Origin of the sequence: Sulfobacillus thermosulfidooxidans, from assembly GCF_001280565.1 — a bacterium.
Lineage (GTDB): Bacteria > Bacillota > Sulfobacillia > Sulfobacillales > Sulfobacillaceae > Sulfobacillus > Sulfobacillus thermosulfidooxidans_A.
Map to the genome: position 1 here is coordinate 1,549,918 of NZ_LGRO01000001.1, position 23,075 is coordinate 1,572,992.

The 23,075-nt window shown below is 46.2% G+C and carries 22 protein-coding genes and 1 riboswitch; of the genes, 9 read left to right on the forward strand and 13 right to left on the reverse strand.

Going from position 1 to position 23,075, the window contains the following annotated elements; genetic code table 11:
- Window positions 1-58: 58 nt before the first annotated feature.
- Window positions 59-1,135, reverse strand: coding sequence for a glycosyltransferase family 4 protein (locus AOA63_RS07795; protein WP_139061523.1), 1,077 nt, complete (start codon window positions 1,133-1,135; stop codon window positions 59-61).
- Between the two features lie 96 nt (window positions 1,136-1,231).
- On the opposite strand from AOA63_RS07795, the gene AOA63_RS07800 reads away from it, so the two are divergent.
- Window positions 1,232-2,128: an aldo/keto reductase gene (locus AOA63_RS07800; RefSeq protein WP_053959169.1), complete on the forward strand. Its 897-nt coding sequence runs from the start codon at window positions 1,232-1,234 to the stop codon at window positions 2,126-2,128.
- 78 nt (window positions 2,129-2,206) lie between these two features.
- Here the strand turns inward: AOA63_RS07800 and AOA63_RS07805 are convergent, their stop codons facing one another.
- The 3 genes from AOA63_RS07805 to acs all read right to left on the reverse strand — a co-directional run bounded on the left by AOA63_RS07805 (window position 2,207) and on the right by acs (window position 5,643).
- Window positions 2,207-2,764 carry a hypothetical protein gene (locus AOA63_RS07805; protein WP_053959170.1) on the reverse strand — a complete coding sequence of 186 codons (558 nt, stop codon included), beginning with the start codon at window positions 2,762-2,764 and terminating at the stop codon, window positions 2,207-2,209.
- A 147-nt stretch (window positions 2,765-2,911) separates the two neighbouring features.
- A complete protein-coding gene (locus AOA63_RS07810) occupies window positions 2,912-3,505 on the reverse strand; it encodes an acetate uptake transporter (RefSeq protein WP_053959171.1) in 594 nt (197 codons plus the stop codon).
- A gap of 107 nt (window positions 3,506-3,612) precedes the next feature.
- Complete coding sequence (gene acs, locus AOA63_RS07815; protein WP_053959172.1) at window positions 3,613-5,643, reverse strand: acetate--CoA ligase; 2,031 nt, start codon at window positions 5,641-5,643, stop codon at window positions 3,613-3,615.
- 864 nt (window positions 5,644-6,507) lie between these two features.
- On the opposite strand from acs, the gene dut reads away from it, so the two are divergent.
- Window positions 6,508-6,954 (forward strand): dUTP diphosphatase, encoded by a 447-nt coding sequence (gene dut, locus AOA63_RS07820; RefSeq protein WP_053959173.1) that lies wholly within the window; start codon window positions 6,508-6,510, stop codon window positions 6,952-6,954.
- A 96-nt stretch (window positions 6,955-7,050) separates the two neighbouring features.
- Here dut and AOA63_RS07825 read toward each other — a convergent pair whose 3' ends face one another.
- Window positions 7,051-8,034: a hypothetical protein gene (locus AOA63_RS07825; RefSeq protein ID WP_053959174.1), complete on the reverse strand. Its 984-nt coding sequence runs from the start codon at window positions 8,032-8,034 to the stop codon at window positions 7,051-7,053.
- A gap of 1 nt (window position 8,035) precedes the next feature.
- Window positions 8,036-8,653, reverse strand: coding sequence for a cytochrome b N-terminal domain-containing protein (locus AOA63_RS07830; protein ID WP_053959175.1), 618 nt, complete (start codon window positions 8,651-8,653; stop codon window positions 8,036-8,038).
- Window positions 8,654-9,464: 811 nt separating this feature from the next.
- On the opposite strand from AOA63_RS07830, the gene AOA63_RS07835 reads away from it, so the two are divergent.
- From AOA63_RS07835 to AOA63_RS07850, 4 genes are all read left to right on the forward strand, one after another.
- Window positions 9,465-11,108 carry a L,D-transpeptidase family protein gene (locus AOA63_RS07835; RefSeq protein ID WP_206742818.1) on the forward strand — a complete coding sequence of 548 codons (1,644 nt, stop codon included), beginning with the start codon at window positions 9,465-9,467 and terminating at the stop codon, window positions 11,106-11,108.
- 143 nt (window positions 11,109-11,251) lie between these two features.
- Complete coding sequence (locus AOA63_RS07840) at window positions 11,252-11,947, forward strand: class I SAM-dependent methyltransferase (protein WP_053959177.1); 696 nt, start codon at window positions 11,252-11,254, stop codon at window positions 11,945-11,947.
- Between the two features lie 181 nt (window positions 11,948-12,128).
- Window positions 12,129-12,422, forward strand: a complete 294-nt coding sequence (locus AOA63_RS07845; RefSeq protein WP_053959178.1) for an SHOCT domain-containing protein — start codon at window positions 12,129-12,131, stop codon at window positions 12,420-12,422.
- 76 nt (window positions 12,423-12,498) lie between these two features.
- Entirely contained in the window at window positions 12,499-13,083 is a 585-nt protein-coding gene (locus AOA63_RS07850; protein WP_053959179.1) for a class I SAM-dependent methyltransferase, read from the forward strand.
- A 20-nt stretch (window positions 13,084-13,103) separates the two neighbouring features.
- Here AOA63_RS07850 and AOA63_RS07855 read toward each other — a convergent pair whose 3' ends face one another.
- From AOA63_RS07855 to AOA63_RS07865, 3 genes are all read right to left on the reverse strand, one after another.
- Window positions 13,104-14,051 carry a phosphoribulokinase gene (locus AOA63_RS07855; RefSeq protein ID WP_020373245.1) on the reverse strand — a complete coding sequence of 316 codons (948 nt, stop codon included), beginning with the start codon at window positions 14,049-14,051 and terminating at the stop codon, window positions 13,104-13,106.
- A 75-nt stretch (window positions 14,052-14,126) separates the two neighbouring features.
- Window positions 14,127-14,981 carry a class II fructose-1,6-bisphosphate aldolase gene (gene fba, locus AOA63_RS07860; protein WP_053959180.1) on the reverse strand — a complete coding sequence of 285 codons (855 nt, stop codon included), beginning with the start codon at window positions 14,979-14,981 and terminating at the stop codon, window positions 14,127-14,129.
- 267 nt (window positions 14,982-15,248) lie between these two features.
- Complete coding sequence (locus tag AOA63_RS07865; RefSeq protein ID WP_053959181.1) at window positions 15,249-15,734, reverse strand: hypothetical protein; 486 nt, start codon at window positions 15,732-15,734, stop codon at window positions 15,249-15,251.
- Window positions 15,735-15,927: 193 nt separating this feature from the next.
- Window positions 15,928-16,009, forward strand: a riboswitch (ZMP/ZTP riboswitch).
- Between the two features lie 64 nt (window positions 16,010-16,073).
- Between AOA63_RS07865 and purT the strand changes: the two genes are divergently transcribed.
- The gene (gene purT / locus AOA63_RS07870) at window positions 16,074-17,237 is read left to right on the forward strand and encodes a formate-dependent phosphoribosylglycinamide formyltransferase (protein WP_053959182.1); all 1,164 of its coding nucleotides are present in this window, start codon (window positions 16,074-16,076) and stop codon (window positions 17,235-17,237) included.
- Window positions 17,238-17,351: 114 nt separating this feature from the next.
- Here purT and AOA63_RS07875 read toward each other — a convergent pair whose 3' ends face one another.
- Both AOA63_RS07875 and AOA63_RS07880 read right to left on the reverse strand, forming a co-directional pair.
- On the reverse strand, window positions 17,352-18,269 hold the full coding sequence (locus AOA63_RS07875; protein ID WP_053959183.1) for a fumarylacetoacetate hydrolase family protein: 918 nt from the start codon (window positions 18,267-18,269) through the stop codon (window positions 17,352-17,354).
- A 34-nt stretch (window positions 18,270-18,303) separates the two neighbouring features.
- Window positions 18,304-18,930 carry a sigma-70 family RNA polymerase sigma factor gene (locus AOA63_RS07880; RefSeq protein WP_053959184.1) on the reverse strand — a complete coding sequence of 209 codons (627 nt, stop codon included), beginning with the start codon at window positions 18,928-18,930 and terminating at the stop codon, window positions 18,304-18,306.
- Window positions 18,931-19,144: 214 nt separating this feature from the next.
- Here AOA63_RS07880 and AOA63_RS07885 point away from each other — a divergent pair, with 214 nt between their 5' ends.
- On the forward strand, window positions 19,145-20,335 hold the full coding sequence (locus AOA63_RS07885; RefSeq protein ID WP_053959185.1) for an NAD(P)/FAD-dependent oxidoreductase: 1,191 nt from the start codon (window positions 19,145-19,147) through the stop codon (window positions 20,333-20,335).
- 59 nt (window positions 20,336-20,394) lie between these two features.
- Here the strand turns inward: AOA63_RS07885 and AOA63_RS07890 are convergent, their stop codons facing one another.
- Both AOA63_RS07890 and wrbA read right to left on the reverse strand, forming a co-directional pair.
- On the reverse strand, window positions 20,395-21,489 hold the full coding sequence (locus tag AOA63_RS07890; RefSeq protein WP_053959186.1) for a S1C family serine protease: 1,095 nt from the start codon (window positions 21,487-21,489) through the stop codon (window positions 20,395-20,397).
- 76 nt (window positions 21,490-21,565) lie between these two features.
- A complete protein-coding gene (gene wrbA, locus AOA63_RS07895) occupies window positions 21,566-22,207 on the reverse strand; it encodes an NAD(P)H:quinone oxidoreductase (RefSeq protein WP_242848296.1) in 642 nt (213 codons plus the stop codon).
- A 149-nt stretch (window positions 22,208-22,356) separates the two neighbouring features.
- On the opposite strand from wrbA, the gene AOA63_RS07900 reads away from it, so the two are divergent.
- Complete coding sequence (locus AOA63_RS07900) at window positions 22,357-22,965, forward strand: RNA polymerase sigma factor (protein ID WP_053959187.1); 609 nt, start codon at window positions 22,357-22,359, stop codon at window positions 22,963-22,965.
- Window positions 22,966-23,075 lie beyond the last annotated feature (110 nt).

Here is a 23,075-nt window from a genome sequence, read left to right on the forward strand (position 1 = left end):
CCATCCCTCCTTCCATTGTTCACTGTTTAGATGATTTGCCAGAACTTTTGCTGGAGCATCATGGCAGATAACGCCAAAAATACTGTTCCAGCATGTCCGTTGAGTCATCCCAGGTAAAATTTTGCAGCGTATTAAATCCTTCCTGTTGTAATCTATCGCGCAAATCTTCGTGTTCAATCACCCGCGATATCTGCAGGAATAGCTCTTCGGTATGACCTGGTTCAACTAGCAAGGCATTGACGTTGGGAATAGCATAATCGCGGTTTCCCCGACTATCGGTTCCCACAAAAACACACCCCGATGCCATTGCTTCGGCCGGCGGTAATGCCCATCCTTCCAAATAACTGGTGTGAACGAAAATGGCATGATTCCGGTATAAAATCGCCAACTCTGGCTGTGAAGGATTTTGCACATATCGTATCGATGGCGGAAGATCCTTTGGGCGAGCACCCGTCCCAAACAGGGAAATAGGAAGGGACGGATATTGCTCATTTAGACGCGTCACCACCGCCAACATATCTTGTCCACCCTTCCATGGAGCAGGATGATACATTCCCAAAATGCTCAGTGGTCGCCGTGTCAACGACTGACCGGGATGAAACAATTGATGATCCACGGCAATAGGTATATGAACCAAGTCCTCAATCCCTCGTTTCGTTCCTTCCGTATGAAGCCAGTGCGACACCACAATTTTATGAAACGGAAAATGCCATGTAGCTAGCGCACGCTCACGCTTTCCCTGCCATGTTTCCAGATGTTGGATAAGATAGAAAGGTTCCCCTTTCTCTTTTGCATAATCTTGGACGTATTCCGCAGTCGTCCACGCTGTGGCGACAATGATATCCGAAGCCGGCATTACACGATTAACGGGCTCTCCAGACAAAAAGGATAGCTTTACCTGGGGATGAAAATTATGCCATGATATATGAGGGGGGATAATGGCCGGCTTAATCCGCAACCAATATCGCCACAGATTGCGTAAGGCTCGCCACGAAGAGGGCTGTGGAGCGGGAAATTGCCCTAATTTCCCGGCATGGACAATTTCCACCCTGTGTCCTCGTTTTGCCAAATAATTCGCATAGGTATAGACAACCCGGTAACCGCCCACCGGAACCGAAGGAGGTCCGGGCAACAAAAAGGTAATGCGTAAATGGCGTTTATTGATACCATTCTCACTCCCGCTAGTAAATTAATCTTAGCATAACGCATTTTTCACAAGGAGACGACAAATATGGAATACCGAGTTTTAGGACGTACAGGGGAACAAGTTAGCATTATTGGATTTGGGGCACTGGAAATTGGCCGGGACTGGGGCATAGGACATGGAGAAGAAATTAAGCGTCCTTCAGTTGAACAAGCCGCAACGGTCTTACACCACGTCTTGGATTTGGGTATCAACATCATTGATACCGCGTCCGCCTATCATCAAAGCGAGGCTCGCATTGGACAAGCCCTTTCGGAAAGGCGCCATCAATATTTTCTAGCCACTAAATGTGGAGAACATAACCAGGAACCTAATACCTATTACGATTTTAGCTACCACGCTATTACCATGTCTATTGAGGAATCCTTAGCTCGGCTTCGCACCAGTCAAATCGATTTATTACAAATTCATTTTGGACCGAATCCCCGGAATGTACTCGAACAGGGCGAAACGGTAAAAGCCATGCGGGAGGCCAAAAACGCAGGAAAAGTACGCTTTTTGGGAGCATCGTGTGAATATGATCTAATCGATGATATCATTGCGTTACAAGACTTCGATGTTGTGCAGTTGACCTACAACCTGCTAGATCGTAGGGCTCTGGATGCCATAAAAAAAGCGGCTGACCATGCTGTCGGCGTTCTGATTCGTTTTCCCTTGGCTATGGGCTGGCTCACACCTCGCGCCCAGACACTTATCACATCCTCTTCACCACAAGCCGATCAACTAAAGCCCTACTTAGCACTACTTGACAACGATTTTCACCAACTCATTCCTCTCGCGCTACAATTCATTGCCCAACGTCCGGAAGTTAGTTCGATATTGGTTGGAACAAAAAATGTGCAGCACCTGGATGAAGCGGTTCAGGCTATCAACCGTCCCCTACCTCCCGGAATTTTAGATGAGGTTAATCGACTGGCAAAATAAGTCGGAACTCTTGACCCGTCGCGCATCCGATTTTCATCCCTTCAACCATTTCCCTAATCTGGTGCGCAACGGGTCTCATTAGCGGATATTGTCGGGACGTGGTAATGAAATATCCCCAACTGCAACAACTGGCTCTTGGGACTGTTCAATAGCTTGGATAACACCTGCAACAATTTCTTCATGGGTTAACCAACGATGGCCTTGTGACGTGTTCAGGTAACCTAAAATCACACGCTGAACCAGACAGGTTCGGGGAAGTTGTATATCAGTCATTGTCCCTTGCCTAGCACTACTAATAATATCAATGAGTCTCCAAAAATCATGACGATATGCCGTAATTTCCTCTGCAATAGCCAAAAGCACAGGATTTTTGGGTTCATGAATCCAACTCACCACCAAATCGATAGGACCTTGCATTAACTGGATATGTTGGATCCATTTATGCACTTTCGCATGGTCATGATAATCGAGAACTAAAGGCGTCACGTAGTGAGGCCGGTGGGCGACCTGGTTCATCACACGAAACAATTTGTTGGAAGAACGCCCTATCACACTGACCCAATATTCATGTTCTACAAGCCATGGCGTTAAAGACGCCAACATGCCTGTGCCACCGACGACAAGAGCTTGTTTCACCGAGTATCCCTGCTGAGAATCTTGGCAGGATTCCCTCCTTTCGATGTATCCATCATTAGCTTCGAACCTCTTTCCCAGTGTACCGACTTCGGAACGAATAAAAAAGAGCAGAAAGTTTTCTTTCTGCTCTTTTGGTGACGAGTCCGCTTAACTAGCACTACGACGTGCCGTTTTCTGTGATGATTCCGGCGAATAGGGATGAAGCGGGAGAATATCCCGTCCGAATGCGGGATTCACAACATCCGCTGCCGACGCGTAAAAGGCTAAAAGTGCCGTAATCAATCCAAGGTATCCTCCAGCTTGAGTTAACGCAGAATGAGTCCATGTACCGACCGCCAAGACGACAAAGGTCAGCCACAAAAACAAGAAGACGAGTTGTAAAGCACGGTTGATCCGGAATGTCGCGATCCACATGTAAAAAGTAAAAATTCCCCACATAAATAGGTACCATCCGACAAATGCCGAAGGCACTGCCGATCCAAAATAGTGGGCAAATAGAGCAAAAGACCACCAAAACGCTCCATATGAAAAGAAGGCCACGGTTCCAAAAGTATTTCCGCGTGGATATTCCAAAATCCCGGCAACCAACTGCGCAGTGCCTCCATAAGCCATGGCCAGAGCAATAACCATGCCTAAACTACGTGCATCAAACCATCCTGCATTAATCATACTCAACATCCACGTCGTAAAGGCGAAACCTGCAAGACCCAATGGTCCAGGATTGGCGAATTTTCCCGTCATCTTTTTCTAGCCCCCAATCATCGTAAATAGACCTGCCTACTGACGAGGTGAAATGCGAAAAGTCTTGCGACTTCTCGCGTTTTTTTCGGATCTCATCGATCCGTCAATTAAGAACGCACCAATTGGTGAATCGTATCCACCACTTCTGGATTCGCCAAAGTGGTCACGTCCCCAATCTCTTTATTGTTCGAGATGGATGCCAAAATGCGCCGCATAATTTTTCCTGAACGAGTCTTTGGCAAGTCAGGAACAATCCACACCTTCCGCGGACGGGCAATTGGCCCAATTTCACTAACGATCGTGTTGACGATGCGTTGGCTTAATTCGTCAGAAGGGATCACATTGGGTTGCAAAGACACATACAATTCAGGAACTGTGCCCTTTAGATCGTCTTGAGCCGCAATAACAGCTGCTTCCGCCACCTCATCCAACTTCAATACTGCGGACTCCAGCTCTTTAGTTCCTAAGCGATGACCTGCTACATTAATGACATCATCAATGCGTCCCAAAATGCGGAAATATCCATCCGACGCTAGCATTGCCCCATCTCCGGCCATATACGGCCAATCACGCCAATCCTTACTCTCTGGGTTCTTGCAGTATTTTCCGTAGTAAGTCTTCACAAAACGTTCCGGATCTTTCCAGATAGTTTGTAAAGTACCAGGCCAAGGATTACGAATACAAATATTTCCCCCACGTCCCGATCCCGCTTGAATTTCATGTCCCTCATCATCAAAGATTACAGGATGTATGCCAGGAACTCCTGGTCCAGCGCTCCCGGGTTTCATTTTGTCAAGGGCAGGCACTGTACTACATAAGAATCCTCCTGTTTCGGTCTGCCACCAGGTATCGACAATGACCGCTTCGTCCCGTCCAATGACGTGATAGTACCACCGCCAGACATCCGGCTCGATTGGCTCGCCGACTGTCACCATCAATTTAAAATGGTAATTGTACTTTTGGGGATTGATGTCTTTTGCCATTCGTAATCCGCGGATCGCGGTGGGTGATGTATGGAAGATATTGACGCCTAATTCTTCAGCAATTTCAAAAGGTCGATTAGCGTGGGGATAAGACGGCACACCTTCATAAATGATCGATGATGCCCCAAGGGATAATGGCCCATAAACAATGTAGGAATGTCCGGTAATCCACCCAATATCAGCCATACACCAATACACGTCTTCAGGATGAATATCTAAAATATTTTTGCTGGTCGCCGTCACATAGGAGAGGTAGCCACCTGTACTATGTTGAACCCCTTTGGGTTTTCCTGTTGAACCGCTGGTATACATGAGGAACAAGGGATCCTCAGCCTTCATTGATTCCGGTTGTACACGTGCTCCTCGAAATTGCGAAAGAAGTTCGTTAACAATAAAGTCACGGCCTTCTTTTAAGGGAGTATCACTTGAATAGCGACCAGCATGACGTTCAAAAATCAGCACTTTGTCCACATGTTGACCCGCTTGTTCTGCACGATCCACAGCGACATCGGCCTTTTCCTTATGATTTAGCCATTTTCCGCTTCGGTAATAGCCATCCATCGTGATAAGAATGTGGCTCTCTGAATCGACAATTCGGTCTGCGCATGCTTGGCCACTAAATCCTCCAAAAACAACCGAATGGATCGCTCCTAACCTGGCGCATGCCAACATCGCAATGGGCAATTCGGCGACCATAGGCATATGAATCGTGACCCGGTCGCCTTTTTTGACCCCGGCAAAGTCCCGGAGGAGAGCGGCAAATTCATTGACCCGGACATAGAGGTCTTGATATGTAATTACTTGCCTCATTTCGTCCGGATTTTCAGGAACAAAATAGAAGGCGGCCTTGTTCCGATTCGACGCTAAATGCCGGTCAATACAGTTGACGGAAGCATTTAACCGTCCACCCACAAACCACCGCCAAAAAGGTGGATTGCTGCCATCAAACACTTGATCCCATTTACGATCCCATTGCAATAATTCCCCATACTCGGCAAAATAATCGGGAAAATTTTCAATGCCAAACTTTTCCCGAATCTCGGGATCCTTCAGGTTTGCCTGTTGAATAAAACTTTCCGGTGGAGAATAGTATTCTTCTTCGTGCCAGTGCACAGCGATTTCAGTTTCAGACACGCCTGTCTGTTCATCCGCCATACCTTGTCAATCTCCCTTCATCCGGTACTCTTGTTAAATGATTTACAATTCTCCCAATATTCATCTTTCTAAGTGTAGTATACTCGTTTTAGAATGCTGCGAGAATCATCGTACTATTTTTTGCAATACTCGCACTACTCTTCAACATGCGAGTCTCATCTCACGCACGAGCCCCTTCACTAACTACCAATGGGATATTATACGCTAATTTATGGCTTGGTGCTAAGACCAATTGATAATAAATTGTTTCCCGTCTATCTCTTATCACCAACATCTAAACGGAAATTATGTGAAACGTGTTCATGCATCAACCCTTGGCGGTACCAGAATTCAACCGTCCGTGAGAGCAAGACACGACTCCGAAATGGTGAAACCTGGGAACGAACGACGGTCTTAGTGTTCAGTGAACAAGAAAATATCTCATTGCCAATCTCTACTGTGAGACCTGTGCCGTGTGTTCGGATCGCATGGCGGTTCGCATTGTATCATGTGACTTATAGTCCTAATGATGTCCCGTGATTTCAAAGCCAAAATTTTTTGGTGTATCAATGTGTTCCCTGGCACAAAGAAAGAGCTTAATCAGCAAAGCTGCTACTGTTCGCTATATGCTCGCGTTCGCAGAATACATCAGGATCCTGAAGCCATTAGGAGTCATCATATCAAATCATAGGATGAAAGCCAAATTCTCTGTAGGCAAAAACCAGAGGGAATGCCCAACCGATATTGCACTGAATAGAAAGATAGCGACGACAGTCGTGTTAGCGAGGTGAAAGGAACTGAAACAGAGCCCGAATTGACGGCATACGGACATTGGGTATATTTTTACGAGGAATCTAAAAAGCCATCAGAATAGGAGCTCCATCCATGCCAAAGAGGGCATTTGCTGTAATCAGCCAATATCAAAACAAAAATATCTCAATTCCCAAGAGGCATACCAAGGATTCCGCGGGTTACGATTTAGCTTCTGCCGAGACGGTTACTATAAATCCCGGTGACATCCATCTGGTCCCAACGGGTCTTAAAGTATACATGCCTCCCGGCGAGGTTTTACTCGTGATCATTCGTAGTTCGTGGGCAGTTAAGAAACGCTGTGTGCTCGCTAATCAAGTAGGGGTTATTGACCGGGATTATGTCGATAATCCCGATAATGAGGGCCACATTTTCATACCGGTAGAAAATAAAGGACATGAGCCAGTGAGCATTACAGCTGGTGAACGCATTGCACAAGGTATCTTTGTCAGATTCGGGATAACAGACAACGACACTTCTGATGCTGAACGCCAAGGGGGATTTGGCAGTACCACCTTATAACTTCCCTACGTTCCGCGACTTGCTATCAAAATCATATAACGCATAAGGATCCACGATGTGGATCCTTATGCCGACTTAATATCTTCCCTCAAACGATTACGATATTCCTCGTGTCTGCGTTTCACTTTTACCGGTTGGCGCCTCTGTAGGCGGACGGTGATAAAAGTCTTTCCAAATCAGTTTGTAAACACCTAAGTAGCGAGGCACCCGGTTCCATCCGGGAATCCATGGTGTCAAAGCCAGAATCAACCAGACAACAAACCCAATACTTAATGCTAAAGCATCATTAGCCGACGAATTTGCGACCCAAGGCCATTGATAAATCCATGTTGGAATGGTCATCCACCAAGCTCCGGGATATCCGGGAACAGCCGAATGGATAATGCCCCATTGTTCTCCTTTCAGTTGCAAGGGTGCAGCCGCTTGGTGTAATGGGTCACCTTGAAGGAAGAGCAAGTAATTTTGATTGTTAAATCGCGTCACCACATTCGGGTTGCGAATTAAGGCTCCCGACATCAACCCACTTTTACCCAGCTGCAATGTGGCATTCATTAATGCCGGAACCGGCCCGTAATTACCAGGCGGGACTACGACTTGACCGTTAACAAATTGCCCATGGGCTAATAACGCTGCTTCATAGTTATTTGCCCAAAGAATTTGCTGGGCCCGTGAGGCACTTTCAAAGGTACGCAATGCCGGGGTAATTTTCGGATTAATAGTCGCTGCCATAGTCAAGGGATGGAGAATAAAATCTTGTTCCGCGTTGATGGGATGCCAAATGCCAGAAAGTTTCTGTAATCCTGATTCAACGTTGCCAGTGCCATTGTTATATGGCGGACCATAATTCGCGATACGGCCTTGCCCATTAAGGTCCCGGGTTGCCATCGCCTCAAAGGCTACCGGATTTTGTGTGGCATAGCTTTTAATGGTTAACGGTGTTTTTTCTGGAACTCCAAAGAGCCCTGCCAACACTAAGACCAAGACAATGATAATTCCAAGTGTTGACATCAAATGTTTCATAAAATCTTCGGGTACGTAACGATAATCATGGACCATCTCATCATCCATACGCGTAGCCATGTTATTGTCCCTCCTTTACATGGGCCGCGCTGTGTTCCGGATATGGTGGCACGACCCCTTTCATCCGAACCCGTACAATATGACCAAAAATGATGACGCTAAGCGTTAAGGGCAAAACCACTAAATGCATCCCAACCATTTGCCCGGCATTGGGCAAGTTAATCCACCCAAGTCCCAGAGCATTCAAACCATCTTTCGCTTGCACCGCATTCCACTGCGAGTAAAAATCTCCATTAATCAAAAATCCGGTGAAAGCTGTCGGGATAGCAATTAACATAGCCAATGCGCCTAATAACCACGTTTCATGCCGGCCGCCCCGCCATGCTCCGGTAAAGAACACCCGCCATAAATGCAGCATCATGAAAAAGAAAAACGCTTGAACCGCCCAGAAATGGGTTGCAGCCACAAATCGCATTGGTCCATTATAAGACCAGCTGGCCGGGCCATTAGCGGCCAAAATCACACCGGAAAGAATTAAAACAACAAAACTTGATGCTGTTAAAGACCCTAACATGTACATAAAACCTTGAGCATATTCAGGCATTGTCTCCGGCAACCAGGTATCTACAGATAATACCGCTGCACTTGTTTTGCGAGCAAAGGTTGTCCAGTTCGCCATTTTTGATTCCTCCTCCGTCTTTCGCGGATTCCATCCTAATGCCGTTTACCCGGCCACAATAGAGCCGTTACAAATGTTAATAAGAACAATATCTCGACGATGTAATTACCCGTTGCTGTTGTCACCAGACTCATCTCCTTTAACTCGTCAACTCGTTAATCCCGACTTGTTGTAACATGTCCTGATATCCTTCTTGATATTCACAATTCTGGAGAACTTCGCTATCACAGCTGCTTTTTGGTGACAGTTTTAGTGTAGAAGAAGCTTAGAACAACTATCAGATGCAGAAGGTCCTTCTTAGATGGAACTGTCGATATGAAGTAATAGGGCCATATGGTCCCGTGACCTCACTCAAAGGAACTACAAATCGTATGAACTCGCTAAGGTCAGGATTACAAAAGTCTCCAGCAGGTTTTTAGAAGCTTATGACCGTTCAAAATCCAGGCCATCGCTATCTTTATATTTTTTAAATTCACGATCTCTTAAGCATCCTTCATAGAAATTACAAGTCAGTTCTGGAAAAATTAAGATCCATTAAGAGAGATAATATAAAACCAAATCATTCTTCTAATTCCCATGAATAGGTCCTTTTCTGCTATGGGCTAGCATCTTTACCGTGCAATGATTACGATTTTCTAGCTCTCTTCACCCATTACCTGTCGAATTTGGACATCAAAGCACCGATATTGTCGATGACAATCCCATAACGGTTCAAAAAGCTATGTAACCATTTCCATCATGCTTGCGTTACTCTATGTAGAAGATGGAAATTTTGGATGAAGTTATCGCTGATATGGCAGGTGATTGGTTAATGCTTGAAAGTCGAACAGCAAAACACAAGACGCATCATGGATGGCATTATTTATGGACTGTTCCCTTAATCGCAGCGGGAGTGATTCTCTATGGGTTCTGGCCAAGAGCCAGTGTTACGGCCAGTGCCAATGCTCTGGCTAATTTATCGTTAAATGGAAACCTTGCTTCAGCCATTGCAATGGGCCCTCATGGCCAAAAAGTCAAATTGACAGCTAAAAATGGTCAATTATGGCCTCTATCATCAATGGAAGCAGGAGTTCCTTATACGATTCGTTTGCAGATTACTGGACCATCCTGGTGGCCTTTCGGTCCCACAACGATCTCAAAAACTGTGGTCACACCGCAAGATCCTATTGTTACGGCTAAGGAGCTCACGGTAATTCCTGGCCACCCTATTGCCCTATCCTTATCATCGCCTGCATCCATCTTGCATATCATTATGAACGATCGTCAACGAGCCATTATTCGCTCAACCGTCCCTCAATCAATTTATTCGATCCATAGCCCCGGAACTGCTCCAGGAGAACAAGGCACATTGACTGTTCAGACGCAAGCAAGGGCGTGGGAAAGTGTCTCAACCCCCAAAACACTGAGTTGGCGAACACCCAATTGGCTCAAGGTCGTCGCTTCTCCCAATGTCAATCTTCCCATTGGCCTGACGCAACCTTTAACCTTGACCTTTTCACACGCTATCGAACAAAGTCACCTGAGTCCCAAAATTAGTCCTCAAATTGCAGGCCAATGGATTTGGAAAAGTCCCACCACTGAGCAATTTATTCCCGCATCAGCATGGGGGTATGGACCAGATCAAGTCGTGAACGTCACCATCCCCGGCGGGCCACAAGGTTATCATAGTGCCCAGGGAGCCTATTTTCCTAATAACGTAACCATTTCATGGTCAACAGCTCCAGGTTCAACCTTGCGACTTCAGGAATTATTAGCCAAGCTGGGCTACCTTCCGTTAAAATGGATTCCTAATACCCCGGTGCCTGATACATTACCGGCTCAAATAGCGGCCATGATGAATGCTCCCTCTGGCCAATTTCAATGGCAATACTCGAATACGCCAGCCACACTTCAATCATTTTGGGTACCAGGGCAATATACGGTGATGGTCAAAGGAGCAGTTATGAATTTTGAACGGGTTCATAATCTACCAGTCGACGGAATCGCAGGACCTCAAGTGTGGAAAGATCTTATTCAGGCCGATTTGGGCGATCAAATGAATCCCGATGGATATTCATATGTCTATGTCTCAGAAAACCTTCCCGAAACCTTGACATTATGGCATAACGGTCAAATTGTTCTTAAGTCATTGGCCAACACGGGAATCCCTCAGTCGCCCACGTATATTGGGACCTATCCCGTTTATCAGCGTTATTTATCCCAAACCATGCAAGGTGTCAATCCTAATGGGGTGCCCTATTACGATCCTGGTGTACCCTATGTCAATTATTTCAAAGGTGGTGACGCCGTCCATGGATTTCCTCGGGCAAAATATGGATTCCCTCAAAGTTTGGGATGTGTCGAACTTCCGATTCCTATAGCGGCTAAAGTCTGGCCATATTTGCATTACGGCACTCTGGTCACGGTGGCCCCACCGACGTCCCAGTCCTCTTCGTCCTCTGCTGCCGCTAGTTAAACCCGGTCTCTTTTGACTATCGATATGGTCCTATTTCTGACCAGATGGCCCATCAGATGTACGCCATCTGGTCATAGTTTTTTCGCCAAAATTTCGCGTTAATGAATATGAGAGTAACTTATGGAGAAACTGGGTGACATGTCATGCAAAGCGTCGCAAAAACTCATACGTCTACTCGGCACCATTCGTCGCGGCGCTCTTCGCACGTCTGGCCATGGCATGAGTGGGCATTAAAACATATGGAACCAGCCAAAGCCGCTTCGATTTTAGATTTGGGATGTGGCAAAGGACATATGGCTCGCAGTTTAATATCAGAAATGGGACCGTATGGAGAAATTGTTGCTGTCGATCCCTCTCCTGAACTGCTTCATGAAGCGGAAAACCGTTCCCAAAGCGACATGGAGCGCCGCATCCAATGGATGATGGGGACGCATCATCATGTGTTTTATCCCGACAACAGCTTTGATCGGATATTAACCGAATTCATTTTGGATGCTTATTATGCCGATGACATTCTCCAGGAAGTTCAACGCCTTATCTGTGATCGTGGACGTGTTGTCTTTTTATGTTATGGAACACCAACTAATCATTTAGCTCGTTTAGCCCGGAGGTTATGGCATTGGATTGTGTCTTATCACCGTTTTGTTGGACTACCTAGCCGGAACTTTTTAAATAATCCTATCGACATTCAGCAGTTAACACGCCTCTTGCCATCCTACAATTTTCAAATCATCAGCTGGCAACAATGGCTGGGTGGGTTTATTTATGGGTTAACCGTTGAATATCACGAACCTAGCACCACAATGAAAATTGATCAAAGTCCTACTCGCATCCAGTAAATGCTCTATATGACTGTTCTCGCCGCCTTTTTTCGCACAATACCCCATTTTGTCCATTTTCTATGCGTTCTTATGATATTGGCAGGCAGCAACTCATGCACAATATTTTGTCAACTCGAAGACCGTAAAGTTTGATAAAATATGTGAATAAAGGGGTATTAAGAGGAAGAGGGATGGGCTTATGGGCTGGACATTTATTGTTTTTTTCCCATTCATGGTGACCATGATGGTTCTAGCTGCCAGTACAGCATTTTACCATCATTCCTCACGTTCACGTGATGACGATCTGTTCTTTGGACGCCAGCGCCTTTATCAGTGGTTTCAAGATGGTCCGAATATGCTCAGTGACTTTTCAGGGAAAACACCACTAGAAATTGCCCAAGAACGTTATGCCAAGGGTGAAATGACCCACGAGGAATTTGACAGAATGGTCGAGCGGTTGAAAGAATCTCGTCATACCTGGCAAAAATGGTAATGTGGAAATTCCCTGCAAAAGTTTCCATGGTTGATAAGATGTTAAGCGACATTACTTGGAAAAAGGAGGCAATGATGTGCCCCATCATGGCCATGACTTTGATCCCGCACGGTTAGTTCAGATGGAAACGAGCCGGCGGGATATTTTTCCTCCACACATGACATTGGATCACTTTCTGGTTCGTCCCGATATGGTTATCGCTGATATTGGCTGTGGTCCCGGTTATTACGCTATTGAAGCTGCTCAACGATTGCCTCAAGGTCAAGTTTATGCCATTGATCGGCAACAAGACATGCTGGACTGGATTAAAAAACGGTCCCAAAATTCAGGTCTGACAAATCTTATGCTTTTAAAGGCATCGGCTGACCAGATTCCTCTAGAGGCGGAATCGCTCGATGCGATCTTGATGGCCAATGTCCTGCACGACCTGCCTGACCACGCACGCATTTTATCGGAAGTGTACCGTCTCCTTAAGCCGGGAGGAATATATTTTTTGGTAGAGTGGGACAAAATTCCCACAGAATTCGGCCCTCCTCTTGAAATCCGATTTACCCCGCCCGAATTAATGAGCCTATTAGACCGCCATCACTTTGAGGAAATCCAACAAATTGAAGCACCGTCGCCATGGTTTCAAATCAGCGCAAAAAAGCCCACTCATTAGAGCGGGCTTTTTTACCATATTTATAATTGCCGCAGAATTTGTTCGTCGTGGCGGAAATTGCGGTCGAGAAGCAAAATCATACTGGCCACCAAAATTCGTGACACGCCAATAGGATCGTAATCTAATGTCTTCCCTAACCGGGTGATATGCTCATGGAAGAGCTGGCTATCAGACACCATCTCAACTAAAGATTGTAAAGCTGACTGCTGGGTCGTTCCCCACAACGCGGCTACTTCCATTTCTTCGCCTTCTACGATATCGTGCACGTGCTCCGCATGCACTAGGCCCAAACGTGCTCCAAGAGCAAGCCACTTCACCAAAATCCGCTTGTTGCGACGTAACCGTTCTGCAAATACTACCCGAACAGGTTCGGGATATTCTGGAGTCGGGGGCAAGGTTTTATCAGGCATATAGTGAATAACCAAATCTGCAAAAGCTTTTTGGGGTTCAATATAGCGCATGACATCGGGCCGCCTGCGTTCAATTTCTTCCAACACTTCTTGCGGGGTATATCCCCTAGCCCCTGAATCACGACGAACTTTCCACCGGACACGCAGTTCATTGTCGGTATCAAAATAAATTCGCAAATCTAATGCTTCCCGTAATTTTTCCAAATAGAGTGTGTGCAAGCCCTCTAAGATAACAATATCCTTAGGGACAATCTCCTCCATTGGTCCAAATCGTCCGGTCGCATGGTCATACGTAGGTTTGACAATGGGTTTACCATGTCGTAATGCCCAAACATGTTCAATTAATAAGCCCAAATTGTTAGCCTTCCAGGGATTTAACGCGGTAACTCCAATAGCGTTGCGTTCGTCACGATCGAGCGAATGGTAATCGTCCAGCGTCAACACCGTGACCCGGTCAACCCCTAGGAGTTCCTGTAATGCAGCCGCGTAAGTCGATTTACCTGCACCACTGTCCCCCGCTATTCCAATCATTGTAATTCGATGACGCCTTGATACCATTCGAAATCCCTCCTATCTCTCCACAGGCCATCAAGCCCCGAGCCAGCTAAAATGCACCCCTAACAGTTTTATGGGTTAAACCCGGTTTACGGAACCGGTTAAGGCAAGTTTTTTCTTGACCATGGCCTTAATCTCGTCACGACCTGGTCCTAAATATTTCCGAGGATCATACATCTTCGGATTCGCTGCTAATACCTCGCGAACCTTAGCTGTGAAAACTTCCTGATTGTCGGTATTAATATTCATTTTTGCGATTCCTAAGCTAATCGCTTTTTTCACATCTTCATCAGGGATACCTGAACCACCATGTAAGACTAAAGGAATGCCTGTCACTTCACGAATTGCGGCCAATCGCTCAAAATCTAATTGGGGTTTCCCTTTGTAATGCCCATGAGCTGAGCCAATCGCGGCGGCTAAGGCATCAACATGCGTTTCAGCAACAAAGCGTTCCGCGTCTTCTGGACGGCATAAGGTTGCTAGACGTTCATCAACGGTTAGGTCATCATCGGTACCAGTTATACGGCCCAGTTCCGCTTCCACTTCAATACCTAATGGATGACACAAATCTACAACTTGTTTAGTTAAAGCAATATTTTCCTCTAGGGGAAGTCGGGACGCATCAATCATAACTGACGAGAATCCATTGCGGATCGCCTTCAGTACCCAGTCTAAATTCGGACCGTGATCGAGATGCAGCATAACCGGAACGCTAGCACGTTCTGCAGCCGTTTTCGCGATAGCCACAGCATAATCAAGTCCCATATATTTTAAAGCACCTTCACTGGCACCTAAAATGATGGGCGCCCGTTCCTCTTCAGCGGCCTCAATAATTGCCTGAACGAATTCCAAGTTGTTAATATTTATTTGAGCTACCGCATACCCCTTGTTTAATCCATCTCGAAGCCAATAATTAAAAGAACCAAATCCCACGCATGACACTCCTTTGTTAATGTTTTGGCGACTTTTCTTCAAGGGGTATGATCCCCGTTCCGAAGATCTAGTGATTTTTAGTTATTGCAAATTTTCTGCTATCTTATCGCATGTAAAAAATAACGACCAGAAATTCCCCCCGGAATCGTCATCAGTATTGTAGCGGTTTTTGTGAAGCGAATCACATGTTTTCGTCGAATAATCTGATAATAGATGTGAAATGTTGCCATAGAGGCGTGAACAGCATAAATAATACCCTTATTTGCATTAAGAATCAAGAGAATATCGAAATGAATATCGATTGAGAATTATATGCCGAGTTGATGACAACGATCGCATTGTCCGAATCCCAATGATTTCCCGTTCTAGACCATTAGTCAAATAAAGCGCGACATATTCGCCAGCAATAGGATGGGGCCGATCGATTCCCATCACTTGCTCCCTGTTAAGGGGAAACGTCTCGACATGACCATCTCGCCGTTTCACACTAATTGCTCGGGACGTCATCACTTCCACCCGACCATAAAGACTTGGCACGACTTCGAGCGTTAACGGACGCAGATGCCCATGGCGAACTCTGACGTTTAACGGGCAAGGTACCTGTGCCAACGGTCCAATCAACCGTGATCCAACATATACGGCAGTCAGTGGGTCGAGCCTCCATCTCTTGGGACTCTTTTCTAGAAAATATTGTCCATCATGCTTAACAATTTGCCAAATACCCAAGCGAAGATGAAAATCGATGTTCAGCATATGCACCCCTCGTATCAGGCCGGTATCTCTACCGGCAGTGCTCTTTCTGGCTCGACTTCATTTTCTATGACAAATATTGCAAAAGTATGAATTGGACCTGACTAAAAGCTGAAAGATACTGTCGGGAGAACTTAAGAACGAGGTCAAAAATTCTTGCATTTCCCTGCTTGATCTGCTAGTTTAATTTCCATCTTACACGTTACGTGACTGGCGGATTAGTGGATTAACCACAAGAAGCGTAACGGTTGTCGAAGCCGACCGCCTGGGCATAAGTCCAGGCGGCGTTTTTATTTAGATATTGAAACGCATACATTTGTAAGAAAAGAGGACAATGGGAATATGGCATATCACAGCGCAAAATTACTATTGTTAGGTTCTGGAGAACTGGGTAAAGAAGTCTTAATTGAGGCACAACGCTTAGGTCTTTACACGGTAGCAGTAGACCGCTATCCGGACGCTCCCGCTATGGCTGTTGCCCACAAGTCATATGTGATTAATATGACGGATGCGGATGCTCTCTACCAATTAGTCAAAACCGAACATCCTGATTATATTGTGCCGGAAATTGAAGCCTTATCGACTCCCACGCTCGAAATTCTCGAAGGAGAGGGATTTCATGTTATCCCTACAGCCCGCGCGGCCCGATTAACCATGGACCGGGAAGGCATTCGTCGATTGGCTGCAGAAACCCTGAATTTGCCGACTGCCCGCTACGAATTCGCCGATAATCTGCAAGAACTTGAAGAAGCTGCTCGCCATCTCGGGTTTCCCCTCGTTGTAAAACCTATTATGAGTTCGTCAGGCAAGGGCCAAAGCGTCTGTTTTGATCCTGTCGACCTCAAAACCGCTTGGAATACAGCAATGGAAGCTGGCCGGGTTTACAACCAACGCATTATTGTCGAAGAATTTATCGCCTTTGATTCCGAAATTACGGTTTTAACAGTCCGCAGTAAAACGGGAACCATTCTCTGTCCACCCATTGGACACCGCCAAGTCCATGGAGATTATATTGAGTCCTGGCAACCTCATTTTTTGACTCCGTCACAGTGGGACCAAGCCCAGTTTATCGCCCGGGCTATTACCGACGCTTTGGGCGGTTTAGGTATATTTGGTGTGGAACTATTTGTAACCCCTGAACGCGTCTATTTTAGTGAAGTCTCTCCCCGACCCCATGACACCGGAATGGTGACAATGGTCAGCCAGAGTTTGTCGGAATTCGCGTTACATGTTCGCGCGATCATGGGCTTGCCCGTTCCTCCCGTAGATGTGCTCAAACCCTCTGCAAGCTATGCTATTAAAGCAGATCATGCCTATGCCAATTACCGCATAAATGGTGTCGAGGATGCGTTGCAGGTCCCTTCTACGCAGATGCGTATATTTGCCAAACCCACAACCTATCCAGGTCGCCGAGTTGGGGTTGTTTTGGCCCAGGCTGATACGGTTGACGAAGCTCGCCAGCGTGCCCAACAGGCTCGAGAGCGGATCACAATTCAGGAAGCATAGCGGAAACACGACAAATCGTTGAATCCCCTTGACGTCAAAAACGTCAAGGGGAAAATACAGCGAGGGGCCATGAATGGCCACCGTTGTCTCAATCATGGCCTAAAGACATCGTATTTACTCAACCGGATACCCTGCTTTTAATGTAGTTTCCAGGCGACCTAGTCCATCGATTTCTACCGTAACGCGGTCACCATCTTTTAACCATTGCCGCTGTTCTGGAGGTTGCCCAAGAATAACACCAGAAGGTGTCCCGGTAAATATCAGATCGCCCGGAACGAGCTTCATAAATTGAGAAATGTAATGAATCAAATATTGTGGCGAAAAAATCATCTGTCCGGTCTCATCTTCTTGGCGCAATTCTCCGTTTACCCAACATCGTACGGTTAACTGATTGGGATTGGGAATTTCATCCCGGGTCACGATGTAGGGGCCTATGGGCGCCATTCCCGCTAATGTTTTACCAAGGAGCCATTGTCCCGTTCGAAACTGCAGATCGCGGGCCGAAAGATCATTGCCGTTGCAATATCCCAAAACATAATCCAAGGCCTGTTCTTCTGATACCTTAAAGCAAGGCCGTCCTATCACAATGACAAGTTCGGCTTCATAATCCCACTGCGAAGCCATATCCCCCAAAAAAACAACTTGACCGTTGCCCTCAAGACTATTAGCAAATTTGCTGAACAATACGGGGTACGGAGGAATTTCTAAATGGGTTTCTTCAACATGGCGACGATAATTTAATCCCACACATAAAATTTTTTCGGGTTGGGCCACAACGGGCAGAGTCGTCTCCGTGGATTGCCACCACGAGTCGGGAATGCTACTGGTATGTGTTTGAATCCACTGGTCAACATTCTGTAATTGGGTCAATAAGCTTGGGGAATGTAAAACATCCTCCATAGTCACGAAGGTCGGTAATAATTGAGACGGAAAATCGGTTAAGGTTCTAAGACGAGCGATAGGTAACAAACGCTCGCCAACGGCCAACGCCAATTCATCGCGTTGGTCGGCATGAATGCGCGCAATTTTCATAAATCACCTCGAGTAAAAGAGTGCTGTCGCAAGTTTATATCCAGCGTTTAAAGGCAAAACTGGCTTTGGTCCGGATGCGTTGAAGTGCGTTATCAACCGATTTTGGCGTTCGGCCAAGTTTTCGGGCAATTTGTTGATAAGTAAATCCAGATAAATACAGATGCAGGACATCTTGTTCCAATGTTGTCAAGCGACGTTGTAATAACATGGTCCAGCGTTCATGATTTTCTTGTTCCATCACCCAATGTTCGGGGTTCATGGCCTTGTGATCCTCAAGTTTCCCAATAAAGGGTTGTCCGTCTGGCTCTTCCGATGCGGTTTGATACAATGAAAATGCCGTATTCAACGGTTGCTGTTTTTTACGCGTCGCCCGGATGACGGCACTGATAATGCGTCGACTAACACATAGATCCGCAAAAGCTTGAAAAGGTACACCCTGTTCCCAACGAAAATGACGGATGGCATAAAACAATCCTAGCATTCCTTCTTGTTGAAGATCATCATGATCCAACCCTACCACAAAATACGATCGGGCTTTAGCGGCAACTAGACCTTGATATCGGAGTAATAATTCCTCCATGGCATCACTATCACCTTGCCGATCACGTAACAATAATTCATCATCAGATACGCGAACCTGTGAAGCCACCGATGCCGCCATCCATCAATTCCTCCTATTCAGTTCCTCCTTTTGTTCCAACATTATACGGTAATATTCAGTAAACAATCCATCCGAAAAAAATGTACGGGTAAGTATTTCGTATTCGGTCTGCTTGCAATTTTCTAGCAAGTAAGGAACAATTTGGACACAGGTCGGAAGTCGATTATTAAATTATCGACAGGGCAAGAATATATCGAGAAAGGCAGGATCATACATGAAACGTTATGACTATCTCATTGTGGGTGGCGGAGTTGCAGCCGCATCTGCCGTCGCAGGGATCCGCCGCCGCGATAAATCGGGTAGTATTGGTCTCTTTTCAGAGGAACGATATCCCGTATACAATCGTCCCCCGTTGTCGAAAAAACTTTGGATGGGTGAACGAATTGAAGATATCTGGATGCGTCCCAGTCCTCTCACATTAAACGCTCAAGAACATTTAACCACTAAGATTACGGCCATCGACCGGCAAAACAAAATTGTTATGGATGAATTTGGCAATTCATATGGCTATGGCAAATTGTTGCTTGCTACCGGAGGCACTCCTGCTCATTTGCCTTCTCATGATGTGCCGATTATTTATTTTCGTAGTTTGGATGATTACTTTTCTCTTCGCAGGGTAGCAGATGAAAAAAACCGGTTCTTGGTGATTGGTGGCGGCTTTATTGGCTCTGAAATAGCTGCTGCTTTAAACCTCAACGAAAAAGAAGTGACCATGGTCTTTCCAGAACCCCATCTGGTTGACCGTTTTTTCCCAGAAGACCTAAAACACGTGATTGACCAGGAATATTTAAAACGCGGAGTAAAATTAATTGCTGGCGATAGAGTCACGCACTTGGCAGAAGAAAACGGTGAGATTATGGTCACCACTAAAAATGGGATATCGTTTTCAGTTGAAGCAGTGGTGGCCGGCATTGGAATTACCCCCAATACGGATTTAGCAAAAATGGCGGGCCTTACGGTCAATGATGGAATTGTTGTCAATGAGTACCTACAAACATCTGATCCCGACATTTATTCCGCAGGAGACGTGACTTCTTTTCCCTATCCATATCCCGATCAAAAGTCCCGGGTTGAACACGAAGATAATGCTTTAACCCAAGGCAGAGCTGCTGGAGAAAATATGGCCGGGGCCAACAAACCTTATACCCATCTCCCGTTTTTCTATTCGGATATGTTTTCTTTGGGATACGAGGCCATCGGCCGTTTAGACGGGAACCTGGAGATTTTCGCAGACTGGGTGAAATTTGGAGAGGAAGGGGTTCTCTATTATCTCCACGACCAACGCGTCGTAGGCATTCTCAATTGGAATGTATGGGACGGAATCCCTAAGGCCCGTGAGATTATCGAAGAGCAACGAGTATACAATGATCCCTCCGTTTTAAAAGGAGCAATTCGAAACGCATAAACCAGATGGCGGGTCCAAAATCCCGCCATCCTTTTTGCCTTTCCTTCACTTCTCCTTCGCTAAAACAAAGCTTGAGGCATGGAAATCGGACCATTTGGGGCTTCTCCCAAACGCAAAGTTTTCGTAATCGCACCACGATGACCTTGTAATGTCAGCGTGATTTGTTGCCCGACTTTATGCTGATTAATAATATCCTCCAAACGGGTAGCCGAATTAACCGTTTGGTTGTTGACTTGGGTAATCACTTCACCTGCTTGCAACCCCGCCTTCGCCGCACTACTGTCCGGCACAACATATCCAATAGCCACTCCATGTTGCACTGGTAATTGAAATTGGCGGGCTAAAATCGGCGTATCGGTTGTTACCACAACACCTAGCCACGGCTCTTTAGCATGCCCATACTTAATTAATTGGGGCCAAAGTTTCTTCACGGTTGATACCGGAATGGCAAAGCCTATGCCTTGACCTTGTGTCGACACCGCCGTATTAATGCCTATCACCTGACCTTTAAGATTTAACAAAGGTCCTCCACTGTTGCCCGGATTAATCGCCGCAGATGTTTGAAGCAAGTTGGGGTATTGTCGTTGACCGATGGTCAGGGGGCGACCTTTTGCACTAATCACGCCCACCGTAACCGTATGATTCAAATCATATGGATTGCCAATAGCTATCGCCCACGATCCAACGGGAGTCGCGGATGAACTGCCCAAAGGCAGTGTTGGCAAAGGTTTTGGTGCTGAAATTTTTAAAGCAGCCAAATCGGAAATATAATCGGTGCCTAAAACCCGCGCCGTAAATGGTGTCTTATATCCTGGTACTTCAACCTGAATATGATTGGCCCCATAGATGACGTGGTCGTTGGTTACCAATTCGCCTGATGACGTCAAGAAAAAACCTGTCCCAATATCGACTTGCCCATTGGGATGTGTTGCAACAATCTTGACAATTGCCGGGCTTACGCGTTTTACAACGTTGGCAATCGTATCGGGGGCAATAGGTAATGTGGGGGAAGTATGGGTTGTAACTTTCTGGTAAATAGCCGGGTTTTGCGACGTATGATGGGGTTCAAAAGCCAAGGTACTGCCTCCTGCAACACCAGCTCCTAATGCGAATCCCATCACTGAATATCCTAAGGTTTTGAGCATTGTTGACATCAAATCACCTCCAGAACACGCTCAGTATTCTGGAGGATTATGTCATAAAAATGTTGCCAAAGCGTTTCCAAGAGATTTATTGGGCTAATTTACCGGCGACTTCGGCCAAGCGGCGCCCAAGAAATAATGCAATTGACCGTTCATCATCCGACAGTTCACTCTTGTTGCCCATTTCACTCGGTCCATAAGGGCTACCACCGGTCGTGGTTCCGTGAATGGCCGGAATTAAATAACCAGTGGGCACAATTATCATGCCATGATGGTAGGCAAATGTAGACATCGTCAATATTGTTGATTCGTGTCCCCCATGCATCGTTGCTGCCCCCGTAAAGAATCCCGCCGCTTTACCGGCCAGTTTGCCTTCAGCCCATAATGGACCGGTTTGGTCTAAAAAGTTCTTTAACTGAGCTGTCATATTGCCGTAGCGTGTGGGTGATCCAAAGGCAATACCATCAGCCCAGGTTAAATCTTCTAGCGTGGCCACGGGCACGTCCTGTTGCATCTCCAAGCCCTTTTTAATATGTTCGTTGCTTTCAATAACCTCTAATGGCAAGAGATCGGCAACACGGCGCATCCTGACTTCTGCGCCAACCTCCTCAGCGCCTTGAGCCACCGCTTTGGCTAGCTGAAAGACCGATCCAGTCATCGAATAATAAATCACGCTAATTTTCATCGCATAGCTCATCCCTTCGTCCTGGCTGGTGTATTTCCAACTCATTTATCCAGCTAAAAGCATGTGTTTTTTTAAGACGTCATAAACGTCTCTATACTATTTGACGTTTTGCAGGTAATTTGGATATGCTTCAGTCAGAAAATTTTTGGGTGAGGCAGCACCATAACACCTTCCGAACGAAAGGAGGACATCGTGTGCGGGATCACGAAGTACTTCATCGTCTTCGCAATGACGTCCATGGGGAAAATTGGGACGCTCTGATGGGCGATTTATTCGCATATTACAAACCTCGTTTGCTCAGGATGGCGGTGAATATGTTAAATGATGCCGAGTTAGCTGAAGATGCCGTATCAGAAATTTGGATTCGCGTTTTGACGCATTTCTCGACCTTTCGCCACGAAGCCAAATTTAGTACTTGGTTATACCGCATTGCCATGAACACCATTATTGACATGGAGCGAGCAAAAAGCCGGCCGACGACCTATCCCCATCCTCATGAGAATCTCGCCTCAGCTCATAGCGAAGATCCTGACAGCCATTGTGAACAATCCTTTAAACAAGAATGGGTACGGTATGCCCTAACCCGTTTATCAGCTATGCAGCGTTCGCTGATAATGATGCGAGATATAGAACACCTGCCACTCAAACAAATAGCAAGCATCTTGGGCATCCCTGAAACAGCTGTCAAATCGCGACTTTATCGCGCGCGAAAAGCTCTCAAACGTCTTCTCCAACAACGCACGCGCGTTCCCGGACAGGAAAGTGTCGGGACAGTCTCATTGTCTGAGTGGGGACGGTTGTAGTAACTATTAACGAATCTTCCAACTGAGCGTTCTATCTTCCGGGAGACAAGTAAAGTCTTTCAAGGCTATCAAGCATGACGACCTGGCCAGTGGCATCAAAGAAGACAGGA